Source organism: Mariniphaga sp. (assembly GCF_041687215.1).
In the GTDB taxonomy this organism is placed as follows: domain Bacteria; phylum Bacteroidota; class Bacteroidia; order Bacteroidales; family Prolixibacteraceae; genus Mariniphaga.
This window is the reverse complement of record NZ_JAWLCI010000034.1, coordinates 22,076-45,627: the sequence shown is the minus strand read 5'-3', so window position 1 is coordinate 45,627 and position 23,552 is coordinate 22,076. Positions and strand designations below refer to the sequence as shown.

18 protein-coding genes are annotated in these 23,552 nt (G+C 40.7%); 10 read left to right on the top strand and 8 right to left on the bottom strand.

Annotated features, from left to right (window positions below; all coding sequences use genetic code 11):
- Nucleotides 1-61: 61 nt before the first annotated feature.
- A complete protein-coding gene (locus tag ACESMA_RS12810; protein ID WP_372949229.1) occupies nucleotides 62-1,429 on the bottom strand; it encodes an FAD-dependent oxidoreductase in 1,368 nt (455 codons plus the stop codon).
- A 530-nt stretch (nucleotides 1,430-1,959) separates the two neighbouring features.
- On the opposite strand from ACESMA_RS12810, the gene ACESMA_RS12805 reads away from it, so the two are divergent.
- The 5 genes from ACESMA_RS12805 (at nucleotide 1,960) to ACESMA_RS12785 (ending at nucleotide 6,788) form a co-directional block, all read left to right on the top strand.
- Complete coding sequence (locus tag ACESMA_RS12805) at nucleotides 1,960-2,193, top strand: DUF4492 domain-containing protein (protein WP_372949228.1); 234 nt, start codon at nucleotides 1,960-1,962, stop codon at nucleotides 2,191-2,193.
- A 2-nt stretch (nucleotides 2,194-2,195) separates the two neighbouring features.
- Nucleotides 2,196-3,752 carry a cytochrome ubiquinol oxidase subunit I gene (locus ACESMA_RS12800; protein ID WP_372949227.1) on the top strand — a complete coding sequence of 519 codons (1,557 nt, stop codon included), beginning with the start codon at nucleotides 2,196-2,198 and terminating at the stop codon, nucleotides 3,750-3,752.
- 17 nt (nucleotides 3,753-3,769) lie between these two features.
- Nucleotides 3,770-4,900 (top strand): cytochrome d ubiquinol oxidase subunit II, encoded by a 1,131-nt coding sequence (gene cydB / locus ACESMA_RS12795; RefSeq protein WP_372949226.1) that lies wholly within the window; start codon nucleotides 3,770-3,772, stop codon nucleotides 4,898-4,900.
- Between the two features lie 100 nt (nucleotides 4,901-5,000).
- The gene (locus tag ACESMA_RS12790; RefSeq protein ID WP_372949225.1) at nucleotides 5,001-5,126 is read left to right on the top strand and encodes a hypothetical protein; all 126 of its coding nucleotides are present in this window, start codon (nucleotides 5,001-5,003) and stop codon (nucleotides 5,124-5,126) included.
- 477 nt (nucleotides 5,127-5,603) lie between these two features.
- The gene (locus ACESMA_RS12785) at nucleotides 5,604-6,788 is read left to right on the top strand and encodes an aldo/keto reductase (RefSeq protein ID WP_372949224.1); all 1,185 of its coding nucleotides are present in this window, start codon (nucleotides 5,604-5,606) and stop codon (nucleotides 6,786-6,788) included.
- Between the two features lie 2 nt (nucleotides 6,789-6,790).
- Here ACESMA_RS12785 and ACESMA_RS12780 read toward each other — a convergent pair whose 3' ends face one another.
- Entirely contained in the window at nucleotides 6,791-8,056 is a 1,266-nt protein-coding gene (locus ACESMA_RS12780; protein WP_372949223.1) for an ATP-binding protein, read from the bottom strand.
- A 122-nt stretch (nucleotides 8,057-8,178) separates the two neighbouring features.
- On the opposite strand from ACESMA_RS12780, the gene ACESMA_RS12775 reads away from it, so the two are divergent.
- The 3 genes from ACESMA_RS12775 (at nucleotide 8,179) to ACESMA_RS12765 (ending at nucleotide 11,543) form a co-directional block, all read left to right on the top strand.
- Complete coding sequence (locus ACESMA_RS12775; protein ID WP_372949222.1) at nucleotides 8,179-8,391, top strand: hypothetical protein; 213 nt, start codon at nucleotides 8,179-8,181, stop codon at nucleotides 8,389-8,391.
- Between the two features lie 336 nt (nucleotides 8,392-8,727).
- A complete protein-coding gene (locus ACESMA_RS12770; RefSeq protein WP_372949221.1) occupies nucleotides 8,728-9,477 on the top strand; it encodes a glycosyltransferase family 2 protein in 750 nt (249 codons plus the stop codon).
- A 2-nt stretch (nucleotides 9,478-9,479) separates the two neighbouring features.
- Nucleotides 9,480-11,543: a hypothetical protein gene (locus ACESMA_RS12765; protein ID WP_372949220.1), complete on the top strand. Its 2,064-nt coding sequence runs from the start codon at nucleotides 9,480-9,482 to the stop codon at nucleotides 11,541-11,543.
- Nucleotides 11,544-11,777: 234 nt separating this feature from the next.
- On the opposite strand, the gene ACESMA_RS12760 is transcribed toward ACESMA_RS12765, so the two are convergent.
- Genes ACESMA_RS12760 through ACESMA_RS12745 form a run of 4 tightly spaced genes read right to left on the bottom strand, consistent with a single transcriptional unit; the run spans nucleotide 11,778 to nucleotide 17,618 of the window.
- The gene (locus tag ACESMA_RS12760) at nucleotides 11,778-13,214 is read right to left on the bottom strand and encodes a glycosyltransferase (protein WP_372949219.1); all 1,437 of its coding nucleotides are present in this window, start codon (nucleotides 13,212-13,214) and stop codon (nucleotides 11,778-11,780) included.
- 18 nt (nucleotides 13,215-13,232) lie between these two features.
- Nucleotides 13,233-13,940 carry a polyphosphate polymerase domain-containing protein gene (locus ACESMA_RS12755; protein ID WP_372949218.1) on the bottom strand — a complete coding sequence of 236 codons (708 nt, stop codon included), beginning with the start codon at nucleotides 13,938-13,940 and terminating at the stop codon, nucleotides 13,233-13,235.
- 3 nt (nucleotides 13,941-13,943) lie between these two features.
- Nucleotides 13,944-14,624, bottom strand: a complete 681-nt coding sequence (locus ACESMA_RS12750; RefSeq protein WP_372949217.1) for a DUF4956 domain-containing protein — start codon at nucleotides 14,622-14,624, stop codon at nucleotides 13,944-13,946.
- Nucleotides 14,625-14,639: 15 nt separating this feature from the next.
- Entirely contained in the window at nucleotides 14,640-17,618 is a 2,979-nt protein-coding gene (locus ACESMA_RS12745; RefSeq protein ID WP_372949216.1) for a CotH kinase family protein, read from the bottom strand.
- 104 nt (nucleotides 17,619-17,722) lie between these two features.
- Between ACESMA_RS12745 and ACESMA_RS12740 the strand changes: the two genes are divergently transcribed.
- Entirely contained in the window at nucleotides 17,723-19,177 is a 1,455-nt protein-coding gene (locus tag ACESMA_RS12740; RefSeq protein ID WP_372949215.1) for a T9SS type A sorting domain-containing protein, read from the top strand.
- Here ACESMA_RS12740 and ACESMA_RS12735 read toward each other — a convergent pair.
- Together ACESMA_RS12735 and ACESMA_RS12730 are read right to left on the bottom strand one after the other, a co-directional pair.
- Complete coding sequence (locus ACESMA_RS12735) at nucleotides 19,171-20,061, bottom strand: hypothetical protein (RefSeq protein ID WP_372949214.1); 891 nt, start codon at nucleotides 20,059-20,061, stop codon at nucleotides 19,171-19,173. The genes ACESMA_RS12740 and ACESMA_RS12735 overlap by 7 nt on opposite strands.
- 22 nt (nucleotides 20,062-20,083) lie before the next feature.
- Complete coding sequence (locus tag ACESMA_RS12730) at nucleotides 20,084-21,964, bottom strand: hypothetical protein (protein ID WP_372949213.1); 1,881 nt, start codon at nucleotides 21,962-21,964, stop codon at nucleotides 20,084-20,086.
- 128 nt (nucleotides 21,965-22,092) lie between these two features.
- On the opposite strand from ACESMA_RS12730, the gene ACESMA_RS12725 reads away from it, so the two are divergent.
- Nucleotides 22,093-23,538, top strand: coding sequence for a hypothetical protein (locus ACESMA_RS12725; RefSeq protein ID WP_372949212.1), 1,446 nt, complete (start codon nucleotides 22,093-22,095; stop codon nucleotides 23,536-23,538).
- The last annotated feature ends 14 nt before the right edge of the window (nucleotides 23,539-23,552 follow it).

Genomic DNA, 23,552 nt, shown 5'->3' with positions numbered 1-23,552 from the left:
CACAAACAGTTCGATGTTCGTATTCAGTTTCGTACCTGTTGCCGGTTTTTAAATTCAAATGCTATTTAAACATAATCTTCGAAGCTGCACTTTCAGCTGCTTTTACCAGCGGATAACCTGCCGGTGAAGCAGTAAGAAGCGGATGCGTGCCAAATTGTGCAGTAAGCAAAGAGTTCAGCGTCATTCGGTTTTGCACTATAATGCCCAAGGTATTGGTGAGTTCGCCAGCCGAAAGACCGCCATAAACTTCACCTCCCAAAATCACACCCGACTCCTTGCCAACCACCAGTTTAACAAATTGTTTGTGGGTATCCACAAGGGATCCGGGATGCCGGTCAATTCCTTCAAATGTTCCGGTAACAAAATCGAAATTTTCCGCATCGGCCTGGGTTTCGGTTATTCCGGCCACACCAAACCCTGTTGTTCCAATGGCAGTTGAAAAAATAGAAATGGTACCAATAAATGCTTTTATAGCTGAAAGTTTAAACAGATTCATCCCGGCAATGCGTGCTTCTGCGCAGGCTGTTGATGCCAGCATAACCGGCGAAGGTTTCCGGGTAATGAAATCGCGTTTTTCGGCACAGTCGCCAACGGCAAAAACGTTGGGGTCATTAGTTCGCATGTAATCGTCCACTTTAATAAAGCCACGGTCGCTTACAGGAAGACCGGCATCAGCAGCCAGTTTGGAGTTTGGTCTGTATCCCATGGCAAGTATGACCGCTTCGGCCTCCATTTTTTCACCGTTTTCAAGAATAACACCATCGACTTTACCATTTCCTGAAATTTCAGTAACCGAAGTGTTTGTCATGATATTCAGGCCTCTGCTTCTAAGCAATGCATCAGCTCTTTCCGAAATATCACCATCGAAAGCCAGGCCTAAAATGCGTGGTATTTTTTCAATCAGTGTAACCTCTTTACCGGCTTTTTTCAATTCATCAGAAATTTCAACGCCAATAAATCCTGCCCCAATTACTGTAATTTTGTCGAATAATTTCAGTTTTTCGTGCATTGCATCGAGGTAAACCTTGTTTTTAGGCACGGTAAAAACATTTTCAAGGTCAGCGCCTTTTAACCATTTGGGTTGAATGGGCAGAGAACCTGTTCCAATGACAAGTTTTTCATAACCGATAACTTTTCCGGACTGAAACCGAACTGTTTTCTCCTTCAACTGAATAGATTCCGCTTCATCCACCTGCATTTCTATGTTGTTGGCGTCAAACATTTTATCAGCCGGAAGAATATCATTATCTGAACTTCCAACCGAGCCAAAAATGTATGGAATTCCACAGGGAATAAGCGTTTTTGGAAACCGGGTTACAACTGTAAATTTTTTCGCAGGATAAACCCGCTTACCGGTTAAGGCAGCTACTAAACCTGCGGCACTGCTGCCAATTACCAGTACATCTGTTTTCAAATTTATATTTTCCATTTTAATTTGATTAAACTTTTGTTTAAAATAACGATTCAAATTTAAAGAACAAATGCTTTAAATAAAATGATTTTTGCGAATAATTTAAAATTTGTAAAGGCAGTTATGAAATTGTCGGGAAAAGTGCATGATTCGGTAAAAGATACTATCCTTGAAACCAGAAAAGTAGAGAACATCGGACAACTGAAAAACTGTGAAAAATTAATAGGCTATAAAATATTTACAGGCTGCGGATAGGTGATTTAAGGGCATTTTTTTTTTGCGTGTGGAAGTTGAAGGTAAAACTGTAATTTTCGAATACCTGGTGCCACCCACGGGGTCTGGCATACAATAAAAATATTCATAACCAATTGAAGAAAAAGGACTAAAAGAATTCCTGGTCAATACCGGAATTTTCTGTTTTGGATTTCTTTTTTTTCAATTTCAGATAAAATACTCTGAATGTATAACTTCCCCCTGAAAAACTTTTCTGAACAATTTGACCTAAAACCGAAAAGTTATTTCTCAAAAAAGGTTATTTTTAGTCCGTAATGACGAACAAAAAACCAAATATCGTTCAACAAATCTGGCGTTTTTACTTAAACGGTTTCAGAAGCATGAGCGGCTGGGGGCGGCAGGTTTGGCTGATTATCCTCATCAAGCTTTTTATCATGTTTGCCATTTTGAAAGTATTTTTCTTTCCCAATTTTCTGAAAACCAATTTTGAAACCGACCAGGAACGCAGTGATTATGTGTTGGAAATTTTAACCGAACCAAAAGAATAATTATGATAGAATATGCAGATTTAGCGTTAGTGAACTGGTCGAGGGCGCAATTTGCCCTCACGGCTATGTACCACTGGTTGTTTGTACCGCTCACGCTGGGCATCACGTTTATTATCGCGTTTATGGAAACGCTGTATGTGAAAACCGGCAAAGAAGAGTGGAAACGAATTACCAAATTCTGGATGACCCTTTTCGGGATAAACTTTGCCATTGGCGTGGCCACGGGAATCATTCTCGAGTTCGAGTTTGGCACCAACTGGTCGAGCTACTCCTGGTTTGTGGGCGACATTTTCGGCGCACCGCTGGCCATTGAAGGTATCCTCGCCTTTTTTATGGAATCCACATTTATTGCCATCATGTTTTTTGGGTGGAATAAGGTGAGTAAAAAAACGCACCTGCTGGCCACCTGGCTTACGGCTATCGGGGCCAACCTTTCGGCACTCTGGATTCTGGTGGCCAACGGCTGGATGCAGAAACCGGTGGGAATGGTTTTCAACCCGGATACCGCCCGTAACGAAATGCAAAATTTCTGGGAGGTACTTTTTTCGCAGGTTGCCGTTGACAAGTGGCTGCATGCTACGTCATCGGGGTTTGTACTTGCATCCATTTTTGTGATTGGCGTTTCGGCCTGGTATATTCTGAAAAAGCAGGAATTGCTGCTGGCGAAAAAGAGTATTCTGATTGCCAGCGTTTTCGGACTTATTTCGTCGTTTTACCTCATTCTAACCGGCGACAACTCCACCCGCACCATTGCCCACGACCAGCCCATGAAATTTGCAGCCATCGAGGGATTGTACAACGGAAGCGAAGGTGCCGGTCTGGTTGCGTTGGGTCTTTTTTCCACTTCGGAAACCGACCCCAACAACGAAAACCTGAAGGATTTTACCATGAAGATTGAAATCCCCAACTTCCTATCTTACATGGCTTTTTTAGACTGGAACGCATTTGTTCCGGGCGTTAATGATTTGATAAATGGCAACGAAAAATACGGGTACATGTCGGCTGCCGAAAAAATTGAAAGAGGGAAAAAAGCCATTATAACTTTGAGGCAGTTTAAAGCCGCGAAAAAAGCCGGAAGTGAAGAATTATCCCAAAAACTAAGAGATGAACTCACCAGTGACGATTTTCAACAAAATTATTTTAAATACTTCGGATACGGTTTTATTGAAGATCCCAATGATTTGGTACCCAGTGTGCCTCTTACTTTTTACAGTTTTCACATAATGGTTGGATTAGGGTTTATGTTTGTGCTGCTGTTTATTTTGTCGCTTTTATTTTTATTAAAAGGAAACCTGACGGAAAAACGGTGGTTCCTTCGCCTGGCAATTTTTGCCATTCCGTTGGCCTACCTTGCCAGTCAGGCGGGCTGGGTAGTTGCCGAAGTTGGACGCCAACCCTGGGTGGTTCAGGATTTAATGCCCACTATGGCCGGAGTTACACGCATCAGCGCCGGTTCGGTACAAACCACATTCTGGCTGTTTGCTGTTCTGTTTACCATTTTGCTGATAGCAGAGTTGAAAATCATGTTCAGACAAATTAAAATCGGACCGAAACACTAAAAAGGAGGAACCAAATTATGTTTGAAAATTTATCGCATTTGGCATTGCAACAGTATTGGTGGGTACTCATTTCGTTGCTGGCCGCACTTTTTGTTTTCCTGATGTTTGTGCAGGGAGGACAAACCCTGCTCTACTCCATTGGGAAAACCGAGGGAGAAAAAACTATAATTCTGAATACCCTTGGCCGGAAATGGGAATTTACTTTTACCACACTCGTTACTTTTGGAGGGGCATTTTTTGCTTCGTTTCCTCTGTTTTATGCCACCAGTTTCGGAGGCGCTTACTGGGTTTGGTTGCTGATACTGGCGGCGTTTATCATTCAGGCAGTGGCGTACGAATTCCGGAAAAAACCAGCCAATTTTCTGGGAGCAAAAACCTACGAAATATTTTTAGTGCTGAATGGTTTGCTGGGCACCATTCTGATTGGAACGGCGGTTGGCACTTTTTTCAACGGCGCTCAATTTGAATTGAATGATATGAACCAGGTATTATGGCAAAATCCGGCACGCGGAATGGAGGCCGTGTTAACATTTCATAATGTGGCACTTGGACTTGCTGTATTCTTCCTTGCACGGGTTTTAGGGTTATTGTACTTTATTTACACCATCGATAACGACCTGATTGTGGCCCGTTCGCAAAAACACTTGTTTTTCACTACAGTATTATTCCTGGTATTTTTTCTGTATTTCCTGGTTTGGCTGCTGCTGAAAGACGGTTTTGCCGTTAATCCCGATTCCGGCGAGGTATTCATGGAAAAATACAAATACCTGAATAATTTGCTGCAAATGCCGGTTGTTTTAATTATTATGCTGATTGGTGTAGTTGGCGTATTGTGGGGAATCATTTCAACCCTCTTTTTCCAGGGCAGCAAAGGCTTTTTGTTTGCCGGCCCGGGTACGGTGCTGACCGTTTTTGCATTATTCCTGATTGCCGGATTTAACAACACAGCATTTTACCCGTCGGAGGCAGATTTGCAGTCGTCGCTCACCATACAGAATGCTTCATCGAGCCATTTTACGCTGGTTGCCATGAGTTACGCCTCGCTAATGATTCCATTCGTATTTGCCTATATTTACTATTTCTGGAAAGTAATGAACCGGAAGAAAATTACCGATGAGGAGATGAATGAAGAGTCGCATGTTTATTAAAGGAAATTCCAAAAGACAATTAACAAATCACAAAGATTTAATTGTTTGGAATTTTGAATTCGTTTGTATTTTGTTTTTTGAAAATTGAAAATTAAGTATTATGTACACCACACCAATATTATGGATGTTAAGCTGGCCGGTTGTTATTTTAGTTTCGTATTATGCCGTAAAATGGGCAGCTAAAAAATACGAGGCAAAACTGGAAGCGGAAGAAACAGAAGAATAGCTCATATTCAGACTACAACAATATTACCCGATATTTTACCAATGGACTTTGAAAACTGCGAGCTTTTTATCAAAATATTCAGGAATAGTATGGATAATTTTGGATTGCCATTCCAATAATATCGGATATTTTTGGAATAGTAATCCAAAAATATCTAATGACTTACTAATTTTGCACTTCGAATTTTGGAGAACTGCCGGAATTTAAAATCAACATCAAAAAAGAAATTCACAGAGAATTATCCGGGCTACCGGTTTCAGGCGGTTTCTTATGCCATTGATGACGATTGTAAGTGGGTTTTAAAACTTTAACCCAAAACGTCGATACTCTATTTTGCATGTAAGAATTTAAACAAATAGCCACAGATTCACAGATTATGAATTATTCAATTGATTAATTCTGTGAACCTGTGGCAAAAAACATATTATTTATAAAATTGTTATCTTTATAATTATGAAAATTTAATTTCAGAAAATTATGACGGATAACTTCAATATCAATCGCAGAAAATTTATTTCTACCGGAGCCGCCTTAAGTTTGGGCATTCCTTTCCTGGGAAAAGCCAAAGCAATTAACACACCGGCTCCGCTCCTTCAATCTGATATTCAACCGGAATGGCGCAACAGGCAGTCAGGTATGGCTTATCGCCAACTGGGAAATACCGGACTGATGATCTCTGAAGTTGTCAACGGTGGCGACCCTGTCAGGCTGAATAACTTGCGTACCACCGAAATTGCCATGGAGCGTGGATTGAACTACCTGGATATGGCGCCTGCATACGGACGTGGTGAATGTGAAGAAAGTTACGGTAAGATTATTGACAGCAGCGCCAAACGCGAAAAGGTATTTATGACCACCAAGGTAAGCGGATATACCTCTGTAAGAGACAGATTGTACCGGGAAATTTATGACAGCCTGCCAGGCAACAAACAGGAACATTATCAAAAGAAAGCCGCGGAAATGCGTGCTGCCCGTAACGTGGATAAACCCGGCTATTTTATTACCTATTGGCCCGGACAGCCGCGATCTTTCGAAGGAACCTACCTGAGCAACGCCATGGCTGCTGATTATGCGCATAAGGTGGAAGGAAGTCCTAAGTTTAAGGAATTTATTGTGCAGTCGGTTGAAGACAGTCTGAAGCGTGTTGGAACCGACTATTTCGATATTCTGATGTGTCCGCACGGGGCAGGCTCTCACGAAGAAGTACAAATTGAGGAAACTTTCACAACCTTTGAACAGCTTAAAAATGACGGAAAAGTTCGTTTTCTGGGCGTGTCCACCCACAACGACCCAGCCGGCGTATTGAGAGCAGCCCGTGATACTGGTCTTTATCAGGTGGCAATGGTCGCATATAATATTATCAACGGCGGATATTTGGAAAGAGAGATTGAACTGGCTAAAGAAAGCGGTATGGGTATTATCGCCATGAAAGCTGCCATGGCAGTGGCTACACACCACAAACCGCTGCAACCCATACCCGAGTGGCGCATACAAAAAGTAGAAAGAATTGTGCCGGGGGATATGAAACCTCCCGTAAAAGCCTATTTGTGGGCACTGCAAAATCCAAACATTTCGGCTGTAATTTCCAATCTTTGGGATGAACAATATGTGAATGAAAACCTTTCGGTAGCAGGTAAAAAGGTGGAATTGCAGGCGGGTTGATTTTATAAATTTAGCAGCCATTTCCATACCGGGATGACTTCAATCTTTTTGCCACTTATCTCCAATATCCGTTCGGTATCTCGTGTAATGATTAACAAATGAGCACACTCCAGTACTTCTGTAATTTTCAGTAATGCCTTCACCTCCCTATCAAAAGTGCCGGCGCTGTTGTCAAGATCATAACAAACCTGAATAGCCGTGGCGGGATCAGGAACATAGAAATCGACTTCAATTCCTTTGTTGTAAAAATAGACAGCATCAGTGCGTCCGTATTTACGCAACAGATTTATGGCCACCATATTTTCCAGCAAAGAAGTATTCCCATCCAGCAGAAAGAGGTTCAACAGGCCGTTGTCGGTAAAATAATATTTCGGAACCGTTTCCTTATCAACCAGTTTACCTGCAATATTCTGGATGGGATTAATAAGCCAGGCATCTTTGGCATATTCCATATAGTTAATAACTGTATTTGTGCCAACCTTTGCCCCGGTAGATGATACAATATTCGCTATCCGGGTAAACGACATAGGTTGTTTTACGCTTTCAGCCAGCTTCTTGAACAATATACGTAACGCAAAGGTATTTTCCACTGCATGACGGGCAGCAATATCTCCCAAAAAAATCTTTTGATAAACGCTTGTCAAATAATCCCTTTTCGATGAAAGCTCCGCACCTTCCGGAAATCCTCCAAAATAGAAATAGTCGTTAAACTTTCTCAGAACTTCGGCTTTGTTTTCTGTGGAGAAAAAGGAGTTTTTTGTTATAAGAATATCGTTTGCCGCCAAAAACTCTTTGAAATCGTAAGGATAAACATCGACGGGGATATAGCGTCCTCCCAGCGTTGACTGAATGTCCTGACTCAACATCCTGGCATTGCTCCCGGTTAGATACACCCGGTGTTTGGTGTCAGCCATCCGACGGGCAAATTTTTCCCAGCCTAAAATATTTTGTATCTCATCGAGAAAAAGAATAGGTTTCTTTCCATACATTTCCAAATGAACCTCTAACAAAAGGTTCAAATGCTCTGTTCCCATCCCTGTAAGGCGTTCATCCTCAAAATTAATATAGAGCATCTCATCCCACTGTGTCCCCCGGGTTATCAATTGTTGCATACGTTGATAAAGCAGATAGGATTTCCCTGCCCGCCGGATACCGGAAAAAACATAATTACCAAATTCCTCAAAAGTAAAATCCCGGGGAATTACATTGTATTTGGGAACTTCAGTCTGGTTATCGGCAATAACTGCTTTAAGTATATCCTTATTCATAAATTAATATTGTTCTGTTTACAACACAAAAATAATACATTTTTGTTCTATACTCAAAACAATAATCATGTAATTTCATTTTACAGACAAAACAATATCTCTATAACAGAACAGTTTTTCCGATGGAAGTCAAAGACGGGCCATCCGGGAAACTCCGCAGCCTGCATATTTACCGTAATACTTACCAACCTTTCTGGTCAGTTGTTTTTCATGCAGGTCAACCAGATGTGCTTAACGACGTGAAGATTGTATTCCTTCCGTTGTATTTTGCAGGTGCTTTTGCGCAGTTTGGAGTTGACGATAAAATGGAACGGATTAACGATTTAAATTCGTAACAGGAAGATGATTTTTCCAATCTTTGAGATGAACAACATGTGAATGAAAACCTTTCGGTAGTTGGCAAGAAGGTGGAATTGTTGCCGGGTTGATTTTTTTAAAACACAATTCGAAATCAGTCAACCATCACACACAAAACCGGTTTCATTTATATAGTTAATCCTTAGAATTCAATTGAATGGTTTTCAACAAAATAAAAAGTGGTAATGAACCGGAAATAAAAATAAATGAATAGTACCCACGTATAAAGTATTTTTCTTAGACAATTTTCCATTCCAACCACCCCCCACCTCTCCCGATTTCTTGCTATTTTTGCCGCACATAAAACAAAACGAATGATTAACGGCAAAAAAATAGTGGTGGTTCTCCCGGCATACAATGCTTCCAAAACAATTGAAAAAACATATAATGAAATTGATTTTTCAATTGTTGACGATGTTATTCTGGTGGACGACCTGAGCAAAGACGACACGGTGGAAGTGGGTAAAAAACTGGGGATTAAGCACATTATTATTCACGAAAAAAATACCGGTTACGGGGGAAACCAGAAGTCGTGTTACAACAAAGCGCTCGAGATTAGGGCCGATATTGTGGTAATGCTCCACCCCGACTACCAATACACACCCAAACTTATTCCGGCAATGACTCACCTCATTGCCAGCGGACTTTACCACGTGGTGCTGGGTTCACGTATTCTTGGCAAAGGTGCGCTGCAAGGCGGAATGCCGCTGGTAAAGTACATTGCCAACCGCGGACTTACCTTCGTTCAAAACATACTGATGAACGCCAAACTGTCGGAATACCACACCGGTTACAGGGCATTTTCACGTGAAGTTTTGGAATCGGTGAATTACGAAGCCAACTCTGATAATTTTGTTTTCGACAACCAGATGCTGGCACAGATATGGTATGCCGGTTATGACATTGCCGAAATCACCTGCCCCACCAAATATTTCGATGATGCATCGAGTATCAATTTCAAAAACAGTAGTATTTACGGAATTGGCGTTTTAAAAACCTCGCTGCAATACCGCCTTCAAAAGTGGAAACTGCTGAATCATAAAATATTTCAACCCAAGAAGTAATCATGAAACCTGAAAAATACATTCGGTTCAGTGTAATGATTTTGCCCTTTCTTTTTCTTTGGATTGGATTAAACTTCAACCTGGCCAAATTCGGTAACGACCCTAACTACGTTTACCTGGTAAATGCACTGGCCATTTGCGACGGCAAGGATGTTGGATACATTGACCACCCCGGCACAACAGTTATTCAGATTGGCGCAGCAACCATTGCGGTGCAACATCTTTTTTCAAACCCGGATAACGAACCGCTGGTTCAACATGTGCTAAAAGATTCACATACATTTGTTGTAGGAATTCGCAACGTTTTACTATTTCTGAATGCCATTGGTTTGTTTTTGTTAGGTTGGCTGGCCATAAAAAAAACCGGTTCGGTTTGGGTAGCGCTTTTGTTACAGGCCTTTACATTTATAACCACCAACACGCTCGACCATGCCTGGACTAAAATTTCGCCCGAGCCGTTTCTGTTTTTCCTGACCAGCATTTTCGTTATAACCATTTTATATTTTTATTATGAAAAAAACATCAACTCCTGGAAATATGTGATTGTGTTTGCCCTTTTAGCCGGCGCAGGACTGGCTACAAAAGCAACTTTTCTGCCCGTGGTCGTTTTCCCTTTTATTGTGCTTCCCACCCTGAAAAAGAAATTTATTTATCTGGCCGGAATTTTGCCGTCGTTCGTGCTTTTCACCATTCCCATTATTCCCGAATACAAAAACATGTACTTCTGGTTCAGGAACTTATCGAGCCACTCGGGCATTTACGGGCATGGCGAAAAAGGTTTTATTGATTTCAATACCTACTTCCCCAATATTCTGAAAATTATTGAAAACAACTTCATTTTTGCAGCGGTGTTATTCATCGGGGCGCTCATTGTTATTCCGGTTTTATTTCAATTTCTGAAAAAGAAAAAACCAATGAGCCGCGAAGCGCTGATTTTAACCGGACTCGTTATTTCCTCCGGACTGGGAATTTTAATGGTGGCCAAACATTACCATGCCAATCATTACCTGATTCCGGTACTTCAACTCACAGGAATTTCGGCTTTTTTTATTTTAAAAATTGCTCGGAAATCGAAACTTCCCAGAATGGCCAAAAAAATTGCCTTCCCGGTAGTTACGGTGGTATTGATTCTTTTTTTAGCCTGGAAACAGCCTCCAATTATTAAGTACATCAATGAAGGGTACGGCATCACCAACGAAGAGATGGAGGCTACCAACAGCATGCTGGAAAACAATTATCCCGGTTACACCCGCGTTTATTACTATCCCAATTCGCTCAATCCATATTCAGCAATCAACTTTGGCGATGTGTATTGCAAGCGGCAGTTTTTGCCTCAAATTAAAAAACTATATCCCAATGTGTTTTTTTATCACTCTTTTGAAAAGCGAATTAAAAACTGGAATGCCGAAATGAAACCAGCAGAGTTGGTTGAACTTTACGGAAACAAAATTTTACTCACCGGCGGTCCGCAAAATGAACAGGAAGCTGCTGAGATTTCAAGGAATGGATTTCCTCTGAAGAACATTTACAAAGGCCGCATTCAAACCATTTATGTGCTGGATACGTTGCGATTAAACCAGTTCAGTGAAGATATGGACAGCAACACCGACGAAATCTTTTACTGCGACATGGAACATGTTTCGTCCGATAATCAGTTTATTCTGGGAATAAATGGGGAAAAAGTCGGAAATGCCGGGTTACGAACACAGGAAAAATCACGCTCCGGAAATCACTCGGTAAAACTGAACGAATCGGTTGAATTTGCAATGGAATACCTGCTGACAGAAATGGAACCGGGTGCAGAATACGAAGTGGAAGTGTGGCGAAATGAGGAAAACACCAGCGGACGACTTGTTGTCTCCTCCTCCGATGCAAAACTGTTTTACAGGGCACAAACCGATTATTCGCGAACCGACGAAAACGGCTGGCAACTGCTACGGATTAATTTTACCGCTACGCCGGAAATGGAAGGTGAAACCCTGAAAGTTTACCTTTGGAACATGGATAAGCAGGTTGGGTACTTTGACGATTTGGTCATTCGGAAACGTGCAGACAGGATTGACTAAGTTGCCCTTTCAGGGCGTTTTCTACCTCATCCGTATTCAGGCATCCCAAGGCGTTGCCATTGGGTTGAATTAAGCCGGACTTTCAGCCCGGATTCGAAACAAAAAATGAATTACAAAAAGAACATTTTCGCAACACGCCCCGACGGGACAAATAATTTCAACCCAACGGCAACGCCTTGGTAAACAATGTCATATATTCAAAAAACGCCCTGGAATGGCAGCTTAATTTCAACTCTATTTAAACTTGATTTTGAACAACGCGAATCCCCACATCTTCAGCAATAAAATCCCGTGTTTAAACCGTGAAATATTGGTGTCGCCATAAACCCGCTCCTGGTAACGGATGGGCATGTCAATAATTTTCAGGTTGAGTTTAAAAGCCCCGAACAGCAAATCGAAATCGCCAAACGGATCAAAATTGCCAAAATAATGGCGGTTGGCCACCAGCTTCAGGTAATCTTTGCGGAACATTACCTTGGTTCCGCACAATGTGTCTTTAATGGGTTGTTCCAGCAACCAGCTAAAGGCCATACTGAAAAACTTGTTTCCCAGCGTGTTTAAAAACCGCATGGCATTTTTCTCCATGGGGTAAATGAGCCGGGTTCCGTTAATAAACCCGCCTTTGTTGTTGGCAATAGCGTTGTAAAATTTAGGTAATTGTTCGGGCGGAACGGTCAAATCGGCATCCAGAATCATTAGAATATCGCAGGTTGCAATTGCGTAACCGGCTCGCACCGCATCGCCTTTTCCTTTGCCGGGTTGTTGCAGAATTTTTATGTCGTGTGTATCCTTGTATTTCTGCTGAATTTCCTGAATTTTTTCCCAGGTATCGTCGGTGGAATTTCCTTCCACAAAAATAATTTCGATGTGTTTGCCGAAATCGGGCATCCTTAAAATCGCATTTTCGATGTTGCCGCTTTCATTGCGTGCCGGAATTAATACCGTTGTGGAATATTTTTTTGCAGCTTCCTCTTCATTTAATGGCACAATAGGCAGCGCAAAAGTGAAGTAATTTAGCGCAAACCAGTTAAACACAGGCAGTCTCGACAAGAACTTGTTCAGAAACTGCGATAGCAATGGCACATAAAAAGGAAACAGCATGGAAGCGTTTTGCTTGTAGGTTTCAAAACCAGATAAATACAGCAAGTTAGCCAAATCCTTCCGCGAAATCCAGCTCTGTTTGGGCCCTTTTTTCTTGATTCCTAAAAATTCGGCAAATTTGATAAACGGCTCCCAGAAAATATTGTAATACGTAACAATAATTTTGGTTTCGTTGTGGCAAACCTTGTGCAACTCCTCAAAAACCTGCTGAATATCTGGCAAATATCCAATCAGATTGGAAAGAATAACAACATCGTATTTTTTTTCCAGTTGAATATTTTCTGCCGGGCAACAAACAAATTCAATTTCGGGAAATTGGCTGCGGGCTTCCTCAATCATTTTTTCGCTAAAATCAATACCTGTTTTTTCTTTACCTTTAATTTTTCCGAGTAATTCGCCTGTTCCGCATCCTATTTCCAGCACCGACGATTCATCGTGCACAAAAAAATTCACATAGTTGGTAATCCTGTCCCAGTAATAGCTTTTGCTTTTGCGGTATTTGATGCGGGTGGCTGCAACCCGGTTGAAATAGTCTTTCAGTTGCTGTTTTTTTTCCTGGTAAATATCCATAGAAATTTTGGTTTAAACTTAGTGGGGAATGTTTGTGCGAAAATAGCTCACCCCCGAAACATATTTTGAATTTTTATCCATTCGAAATGGAAACTGGTTGGTTATATTTTCTGCTTCCTGTTCCCATTTTTCATCGTATTTTAATTCAAGAACTGTTTTCACATGTTCTTTGTGCACATGCAAAAAGTGGTTCCACGTTGAACGTAAATTGTAGTATTCCATCTCATTATCAACTGTTATTCTGAAACGCTTGTTTCTCGATTCAAAATAGCTTCTGTCGTAAGCATTCAACAGCACCGGGTGTGTTCCTGAAAGTTTTGCCAGCACATCATCGGCTAAATTAGCAGATGAAAAATAGTTTTTCCATAAACTGCCGTCAAAACCATTAGAAAACATTTCAAAATCAGGCAGTTTATACGACTTTTTCGTTCCTGTAAATCCTTTTTTAATTTTGAATTCTAGGATGGGATTTTCAATCTGGCCAAACATTTCACCATACCATCTGATGCGCACTTTCCAGCGGTGGCCAATTCCGAACAGATTATCCAAATAACAATCCATTCCCGGGGTATCGAAATAAATGTTGTTCACCCTGCGCGACGGGTAAGTCCGGTAAAAAAATGCACTGTTTTGTTTTACCATGTTTTCGGCCACCATTCGCGGAACTTTTTCGGCTACAAATTTACGTTCGTAACGCTGTGTTTTTAATTCGGTGTAGCCTTCCATTTTTTAAAATGAATTGTTATCGACAAATGAAACCCGGATATCAGAGCTTATTTCGTTCAAGCTGTTTTTAAATTGTTGCAGGTCGCCCGACTTTTTGGTTTCAATCCAGAATCCGGCTTCGATTACATCGGCAGTTTCATCGAACCGCACCAGTTTGGAGGCTTTAAACACTTGTTGCACCAGCCCGTCAATTTTTTCAAGTGTGGGTTTTGCACTGCCCGTTCCGCTAACGGTAAGATAAAGATTCTGTTTTCGTGTTTTCTTCGATGTTAAATGTCTGGCCCAAATTACAGCCAGCAAAATAATGGCTGCAACCACGGTTACTACACGCTGATTGGCTCCAAATCCCAGCCCCACACCAATGGTAAAAAACAGGTAGGCCAGTTCTTCCGGCTCTTTTATTGCTGAACGGAAACGCACAATGGACAAAGCGCCCACCAAACCCAGCGAAAGTGCCAGCGACGATTTCACAATAGAAATGATAAGCATGGTGGTAAATGCAATTAAAAAGAAATTAGCGGCAAACGCCCTCCGTCCCGAAAGGCTTTTGGCACATCTGCGGTAGGTCCATTCCAGAATAAACGACAAAATCAGAATAATAACTGCGTTAATTAAAAATTCCCAGATGGAAATTTGCGAATTTTCGGTAATTAAAAACCGCTGAAACAGGTTCCACTTATCCATGTTAAAAGTTTATGTTTATTGATATAATTTTAATGCTAAATTTTTCTCCCTGCCTTGAACCACTGCGCCGTTTACCGATATTTCCGAACCTATTTCAACCTGGTGAAGCGTGAGGTTTCCCTTCATGTCAATATTTTGGGCTGAAATGGTTGCCGGACCGTATTCTGGTTTTTTTACAAACGCTACAAAAGCATATACTGTTTTTCTTATTTCCGTATTATCCAATTCTAAATGCGATAAATCCTTTGCTGCCACGCCAATAGTAGCTTTGTCAATAGTACAGTTTTTTACGGTCAACTGTGAATTTTCTCCTCCGGAAATCGCTTTATCATTTATTTCAAACATCGTACAATCCGAAATTAACACCTGACTTCCCGAGAAGTCGATGGCATCGTTTCCAATATTACGAAATTTACTATTCAACACCTGCCCCGTGCAAAAGTCCGAATCAAATGCATCCGCAAATGTATTGATAAAGTGACAATTTTCAGCCAAAAAATCGGAGCGAACGGTATTCAGTGCATCATCGCAGTTCACATTCGCCTCGAATGTACAATAGTAAAAATTCACATCGGCCTCGTAAAAAGTTACCGCTGAAGGAGTTTGCCAACCTCCTCGATTAATGCTTCCCAACTGAAAAAAACGGGTATGTTTTAATTCGGAGCGTTTTGATGTTTGCAAAACATGAACGCCATGCGAACTTTTATCGCTGGAATAAAATTCAACGGGATTCCCTTCCTCACCTTCTGCCATCATGGCTGAAAACGAGAAAAATCCGGCACCGTTTATCAAATCGATTTGTGTTCCCGGTTTAAAAACCAGGGGCGTATGCGGAGGAATGTAAACATCCGAACTGAACACATATTCACCATCAAAAATCAGCGAATCGTTATGCCAGGGTAAATTTTCATTCACTGCCTGTTGAATCAGCATCTGCCGGGTGCTGGCACCATCGTCAAAAGCCCAGTGTTTAACTTCAGTTTCAAAAACCGCATCGTTTGTTTTGAAAAGTATCCGGTAAGGTTCACCCTGAATGGTTACCGATGTTTTCCCCGGATTCAATCCATCGTAGGGGGGCAAAACTACATTGGGCGAAAAACTTTGTGGCAGGTTGTCGGTAATCAAAGCGCCGGTTAACGAAACCTCCCCACCATGGTAATTGAGCAACTGCAGTTGGCCATTGGCTTTATTAAAATATGCATGAACCAGCAGCGAAGTCAGGTTTGAATTAAATTCTGTAGTAAATTGTTTTTTAAACTTTTCGCGATTCACCTTCAAAAAAGCTGCTTCCAATTTTGGAATATTGGCTTCAATGGCGTCCATATTTTCCCGGATAACCTGTCCCTGTTCTTTCAAAAAGTTGAAATTGAACCGGTAGTAAGGAAATTCCTGCCGGATAATGGAGGCAAGTGAATCACTTTCAGTATGATATAGTGAAATCAAACGGGTAATATAATTTTCATCGGAATACTTTTTCAGGTATTTGACATATTTGCGGTTAAAAAGCGAGTCGGTAAAAACCTGGTAAAGCAACAATTCTTCTTTATTGAACCCTGCTATTTTAGTCGGATCGAGCAGCGAAGTCACCGGCTCATCAATGCGTTTGAAAATACCGCCTTCAATAAAACCGTCAAATGCGATGGGTTCCAGCAGGCAGGTAACCGGATTAAAATAAAACCGTTGGTTATGCCAGGTAAATCCATGATAAGCCTGCGTAATATCCATGAGCGCATAATACCGGGCCAGTTTGTCGATATCAAAAATGGATGAGACCGGAACCGACCAGTTTTTGTATTGTAACAGCAGTTTCTGGGCTTCCACGGTCTGTCTGTTTTTCAGGGAGTCAGAAGTAGTCGAACTTTCTTTAAATGGGGTAATTTTTGCGGCGCCAAAATAATCCACATCCCAAAGTTTCTCGGTCTGATTGAATTCCATAATGCGGTTCCAAAACAGGGTTTCGTCAAAACGCACAATGGGACCTTCGCGGCGATTGCGGCTTTCCACCAGGTGTTTTTCGAAATGCTCTTCCCAGGCATAAATCCCGCGCGACTGGTTGTTGATATACAAGGGTACAAATCCGTAGCGCGTGGTTAATATGTCTTCCCGGTCAAAAATCTGATGGGCCAGCCATTCGTGTAAAAAATTGCGGGTTGCCGGGTCCTGCACCGAAAAAGTGCGAACGTGGTTCCATGCAAAATCTTTTTTTAATTTTATCCTGAACGACCATTTATCGCCCTGAATGTGATCCGTCAAATCACCCTTCAACCTGATTCCGCCGTTAAAAAATTCATTTCCGTCGAAAATAACTGCCCCGGTGTAGTCAGCGTCTTCATTGACCAGTACACCTTTATCAAAAGCCTCAATTCGTTTTGCATTAAAAAAACTGAGGTGCTCTGGTTCGGCATAAATGTGCAAAGCATTAAGCGGGTCAAATTCAGGATAAACTTTTTTATTGCGATGAACAATCTGAATATCATCAAAATAAACAGTATCCAGACTGGGATTCCAAACGTAAATTTTAACAGTTCCTGAATAAAAGTCAGGAGGGGTATAAATTTCCATAAAAACTTTTTGCCATTCGTTATCAGATTCTTCTGCAATTTTTTTAGAAGCGTGATAAAAAGCACTGCCTCCGTCAATTACAATTGTTCCATTGTCGCCGGATGATTTTCGCCAGGCAGTTACCTGAATATACTCATCCGGGCCCACTTCAAGTTCCGTGGTAAAACCATAAGGTTTTCCAGGCCTTAATTTAAGTGAAAAATCACCGTTATAAGATGTTTCCGTTGAACGGGCATCAACATTTCCAAAACCAAGTGAAGCGTTTGAAGATTCACGAAAAGAGTAGTTCGAATCATTTATTTCTTCAGCACTGCATCGAAAAACCTTTTCAAATCCTTCATCCTGAATAAAGGTATTGTTTACAGGAGTACAACCAGACCAAATAATTATAATGAATAGCTGCGCAAATATGATTTTATAAAAACCAAACATCCCAAATTTTATTCCTCAAAAAGAATTATATCTTTAATAATCACCAGCAAAATTAACAATTCAGGCAGAAACTTTATAGTTTTGCATTACATCTTTTTTTAAAAATGAAAAATATAATAAAACATTTTTCCATCCTGTTTTTTATTCTGTGTATTCAATTAAATACACTTGCTCAGGAAAATAAAAATTATGGCACTTCAGAAAAAGATTTTGCTCATTCCCTCACAAAATTCAAGGAGCATTTTTATATAGTTGGAACTACGAGGAAAACAAACACAAGTCCAACAGATTATTATGTTCTACAATTAAATGAAAACGGCGGTCTGAGGAATGAATTTATATTTGGTGAAATTCATAGTGACAATGGCAATGATATTATAGTGGATGATGACGGAATTTTTGTTCTGGGTAAAACCTGGACGGGTGGGTACCCCAACAATGACATGTTACTTTCAAAACTCGATTTTAATGGAAACCGGCTTTGGAAAAAATATTACGGCGGAGAAAGAAACGATTTGGGGCACAAATTTATTAAAACACGCAATGGCGATTTTGTTTTGGTTGGATTTAACCGGACGGTTGACGACTTTGGCGATGTGTATATTGTGCGAACCGACAAAAATGGTGAAATCATTTGGGAAAACCATTTCGGAGAACGTTACATCGATCACGGTTTCAGCGTAGTGGAAAATGAAGCCGGAGAATTGGTCATTGCCGGAACAAAGGGAGGATTTTACAATCCCACCAGCACCGATTACCTGAACCCCGATGCAGAGATTTACATTATAAAAACCGATGCCCAGGGTCAGGAAATCTGGCAGAAAACTTACGGTGGAACAAGCCACGACTGGGCTAAAGATATTATTCAGGCTCCCGGTGGCGGTTATTTTGTGTGTGGTTCAACGCAAAGTGAAGGCACCGGAAGTTTTGATATGTTTTTGATGAAAATTGATGAAGACGGCAATCAGTTGTGGCTTAAAACTTACGGAGGCCAGGATTGGGAATATGGCGAAACCGTTCAAAAAAGTGAAGACAACCATTTATATTTACTGGCCACCAGCGCAAGTTATTCAGGTAATTACAAACCCGAGCACCTGCTTATAAAAACCGATTTGGAGGGTGAAATTATCTGGTCGAATATTTTTGGCAGTGAAAATTCCGATTACAGCTCGGCATTGGTTTGTACGGCTGATTCAGGCTGCGCTTTTACAGGTTGGAGTAATCCCGGCACCATTGGCAAGGAAGACATTGTGTTTTACAAAATCTCAAAAAACGGAGAAGCACAGATTCTGTCCTGTTTTAACCCTGTAAATGATTCCATTGAACAAATTCAGATTTTTCCAAACCCGGCAAAGGACAGTTTTTCGGTTATTATTGAAACCAAAGTTAGTTCTGGTTTTGAACTGAAACTTTTTGATTTAAATGGAAAAATGGTTTATGAAAACACGATTGAGCCCAATGTCCTGAAAAGATTTTCAGGGAATTTACCGCCAGGCGCTTACATTCTGCAAATTCAAAACAACCGGTTTAAATACAGCAGTAAACTGGTTTTTCAGTAAAGCCCCCGAACCTGCATGGTTGAATCTAAATCGTGGAATTTCCAGCCAAGCCATCCTGTTTGCGGAACATGTTTAAATTCAATAAACCAGTCGCGATCTGAATTTTCACGCTCTACAGGATCCTGATATTTACTGCGGTTCAGCCCAGTTCCCATAAAAGTGATACCATCTTCGTTGGTAATATCGATGCGTTTTGATCCCATGTCGCCCATTATGAGGATCACTTCCACGCCGCGTTTTTCCACTTCAACCAAGCGCGGATAAATGTCGTTTAAAAATGTCGCACCATGGTCTGAGCAGGTGAAACTGAAATATTTCAGATTGCTTTGCGCATAGTCGTAATGATAAGGAAGTCCCGGAACATTTTCCCAAAGACAATGGTGCACTAAAAATATGAGATGTGAAGAATTTTGAATGGTATCGCACAACGTTGTAATAATGCGGTACTGGTCGTTTAACTGCTCGCAATCGTAAGGTGTTAAGGTGGTGTTCAGCACCATGTAGGAAATACCTTTGTAGTGGCTCGTATAATACGTTTTTCTGCCGGTAAGTTCTTCCAGCCAGTTCCAGTTGCCGTTGCGGGCGTCGTGGTTTCCCATGGCCCAGTGCGTGTTTGGATGCTGCAAATTAAAGAGGCTGTGAATATATTCGAGTGTTGAATATTCCAGCAACGCTTCTGAACACACATCCCCGCCCAACCAGATTCCGTCGTATTCCGAAAAATCCATTTTTTCCAATCGTTCATCCACTTTGTCGCCCGCGGTGTGCCACTGGTAAGTATGCCCTTCAAAAAAATATTTTACGGTGTCGGGCTGACCGAAAATACTTTTTGTAAAAAGAAATAAGACAAACAGTAAAATGTACCTCGATTTTATCGTTTTCATTTTCAGCCTAATTTTTCCCAGTTCATTCACTTTCAATTTTTGCTTGCAAAGTTCGGATAAAAAAGTGCTTCCGCCCCCTGTTCCAGACATAAACTTTAATTTGGGCCGACTGTGGCAATTCAGCAGCAAACCGGGTGTTGAATGCTGTCGTCTCCCAACCTGAATCCTCGTTTCGCCACTCTAACGGAAACGCATTGTAGTGGAGTACTTCGGTACCGTTCTCCACCGAAAAAACCAGCAAAACATCCTTCCCGTCCATTTTTTCCTCACTTTTAAACTGTATCGATAATTCAGCATCAAAAATATCCTTTTGTTGCAATTCATTCAAATAAATAACAATAGTTGCACTGTATTCCTCACCTTTTCCAATTTCCAAAACTTTTGAACCATCCTCTTTTGCAGGAATTTCCAGTTCCCGAATCAAGGTTTCTGTGCTCTCCCGGTCGCCGCTAAGCTTTTCCTTCCTGTAAATATGAATTTCATAATTGTAGCCACCCAGCACCGTAATTTTTTCTTTTGGCAGAAAGGTTTTTATTTTTTGCAGCCAGGGGTCATTTTCCACAGTTTCGTAAAATACTCCGCCTTCGTTTGGCCCGAAATGGGCATCCCAGATTAAAATATCGCCAAACTCCAGCGAGTTGGACGGCTGAATTTTATCGCCGAAAAACCAGCCACTTGTTCCGGAATCGTAAGGATTCAGCCCAAGTTGAAATGCAAAGTCAGGATTAAAATAAAAAATTCGTCCTTCAGTCTTTTCATTTTTCAGAAAAGCAGCGCTTTTAACAATCAGTTTATCCACTGCACTTGCTTTCAAAGGCAAACTGTTCTGCCTGAAAAACAAATAAACCTGTGCCACCGAAATGATACCCAGCAAAACAACCAGAACATGTTGTTTTTTAATTTTTTCTGCCAAAAACTGAATTCCCTTTGTTCCGGTAAGCGCTGCCAGCGGAATAACTGCGCCAATTACCCGAATGAGGCCCAGTGAGCCTCCCATCCCCTGCCACCACACAAAGCTGTGCGCGGCAAAATAGCCGGTCCAGCTACCTGCAACGATGATAAACAGAATGAGGTTATCGCTTTTCCACGAAAACTTCCGAAAAATTTCAACCATCCAGTAAATTAATCCTACGAGACTTAAAATAACCAGGGGCAATCCAAAAATCTGATTGCGCATATTCACAAAATGGAGCAACTCCCCATTCCCGTAAACACTGCTACCTGTCGGATAGGGAAACCGGTTTATCAACCACAAAAAATCGTTAAAAACAAAATAGCCAATCACCGAATAAAACAGCGTTCCGATTGCAAGAAGAGGAATAGTTACCCACTTGTTTTTTAATGCAAAAGTAACCGCAAAAACCGGAAAAAGAATAATTCCTTCGGAACGGACAAACGGTATAAAAGACAACAAAAGGGCTGTAAAAACAAATTTATTTTTCATGAACAGGTACACCGAAACAACCAGTACAAAACTGAACAGGATTTCGGTGAGTGTTGAAAGCATGAGCATAAAATATACCGGCGCAAAAGCAGTTAAAACCACTGCGACCAGGGCCCCTTTCGGAAAAATAGATTTTGATATTTTGAACGTGAAAATGAGTGTAAAAACAGCGGTTAAAAGATTAAAAAGCTGGGCACCCTTAAATCCCAAAAAAGTGAACGGGGCCAGTAAAGTTGTAAATACCGGTTTTCCCCAAAGGTGAAGAAACAGATGCGGGTATTCGAAGGCATACCGGGCCATGTGAAAATGGGTGATGTTGTCGGTGCCTTCGTAAACCACTTCATTTTTCCATAAAAAGTATATTTGAAGAATTACCAATGCAATCAGAAAGGCTGCAAGTCCTGTGCTCTGAACAAACAATAATTTTTTTTCAGGTAGCTTCACCGTTTCGTTTCTCAATTTAGTTTCGTTTATTTAAACTCCGCTCAAAGATAAAACAGAATTGGAATTACTAAGGTATTTTATTTCTTTAGCCGAGGATTTCGGTTGATTATAATTTTTATTTTTACAGAAAAATCGGTAATCGCGTGCGACATTTTAACTTCTACGGCTTTTTTACTTTATACGGAATTCTTTTCCTGGTAATCATTTATAAAGTTTTTTATGTGCCGGTTACCACCGACGAAGTACCCACAGTTTTCTTTTATTCCACGTTCAGTATTTGGGATATTATGATGTTTCCGGATAACTGGCCAAACAATCATATTCTGAATACCATACTAGCCAAGGGTTGTATTACACTTTTCGGCAAAGAACCATGGTCAATCAGAATGCCTAATTTTTTAATGTTTTTAATATATGCTTTTGGTGTTTTTAAAATTTTAAAACTGACCATAAAACAAAACTCCTGGTTCTTTTTGCCGGCTTCTTTACTCTTTGTAAATCCATACCTGCTCGACTTTTTCGGATTGTGCAGAGGTTATGGCATTTCCAGCACATTTGTAATTATCTCCGTTGGATTTTTAATGTCCGGTTTTTCACAAAAAAAATCAACACACATCTGGATTGCTGTAATTTCAGCAATTTTGGCTTCTTACGCCAATTTTACCGTTTTGGTTTATTGGGTGGCGGTAACAATAATGGCCTGGTTTTACTTTTTCCTGGAATACAGGAGAAATTTAAAAAAACTGTTATTCCCTGTTTTCATCTCAGGCATAATTTCATTGATTTTTTTGGCAATAATTATGGTGCCGATTCAAAAATTGCACAGCACAAATGAATTTCAGTACTGGACATCGAAAGGATTTTATCAGGATACCGTAAAATCCCTGGTTCATTTCTGGCGCTACGATGCTGAAATACTCTACAAAATAAACAGCAATTTTTATGTGGGTATAATAAGTTTGGTTATTCTAACCAATCTGTTCTACCTTTTATTCAAACTCAAAAAAACAAGATTTTCTGTTCAGGTTTTTTACCGGCCCGAATTTGTGGCAACCACTATTTTACTGCTTACCATTATGGTTAACATTTCTCAGACAACAATTCTGGGAACTCCCAATCTTTTTGGAAGAACAGCCCTTTTCTTTTTGCCCTTGCTGGCTGTGGTTTTTACTACGGCAATCGGATTGATTCCTCTTTTTAAACCAGGGTGGTTATTCAAGTCAGTTGCCTTTTTTTTGGGAATTATTTTACTTGCCAATTTTGCAAACCGTGTTAATCTGAAAAGTGTAAAAGAGTGGAATTACGACCAAAACACGCTACAGGTAACAGAATACCTGAAGGAAAAATACAACGGCAAACCGGTTTCGTTAAAAACCAACTGGATATTTCATCCGTCGTTCTATTTTTACTACGATTCAGGAAAAATTCCTTGGATAGAATTGTATGACTACGATTACAATCCGGACATTAATACCCGTGCCGAATATTATTACATCTTCGCTGAAAATTACGAATTTCTGGAACCACGATTTGAAGTGGAATATAAATTCAGCGAAGACAGATGGTTGTTGAAACAAAGAAAATACTGAGAGTAATGTTTACC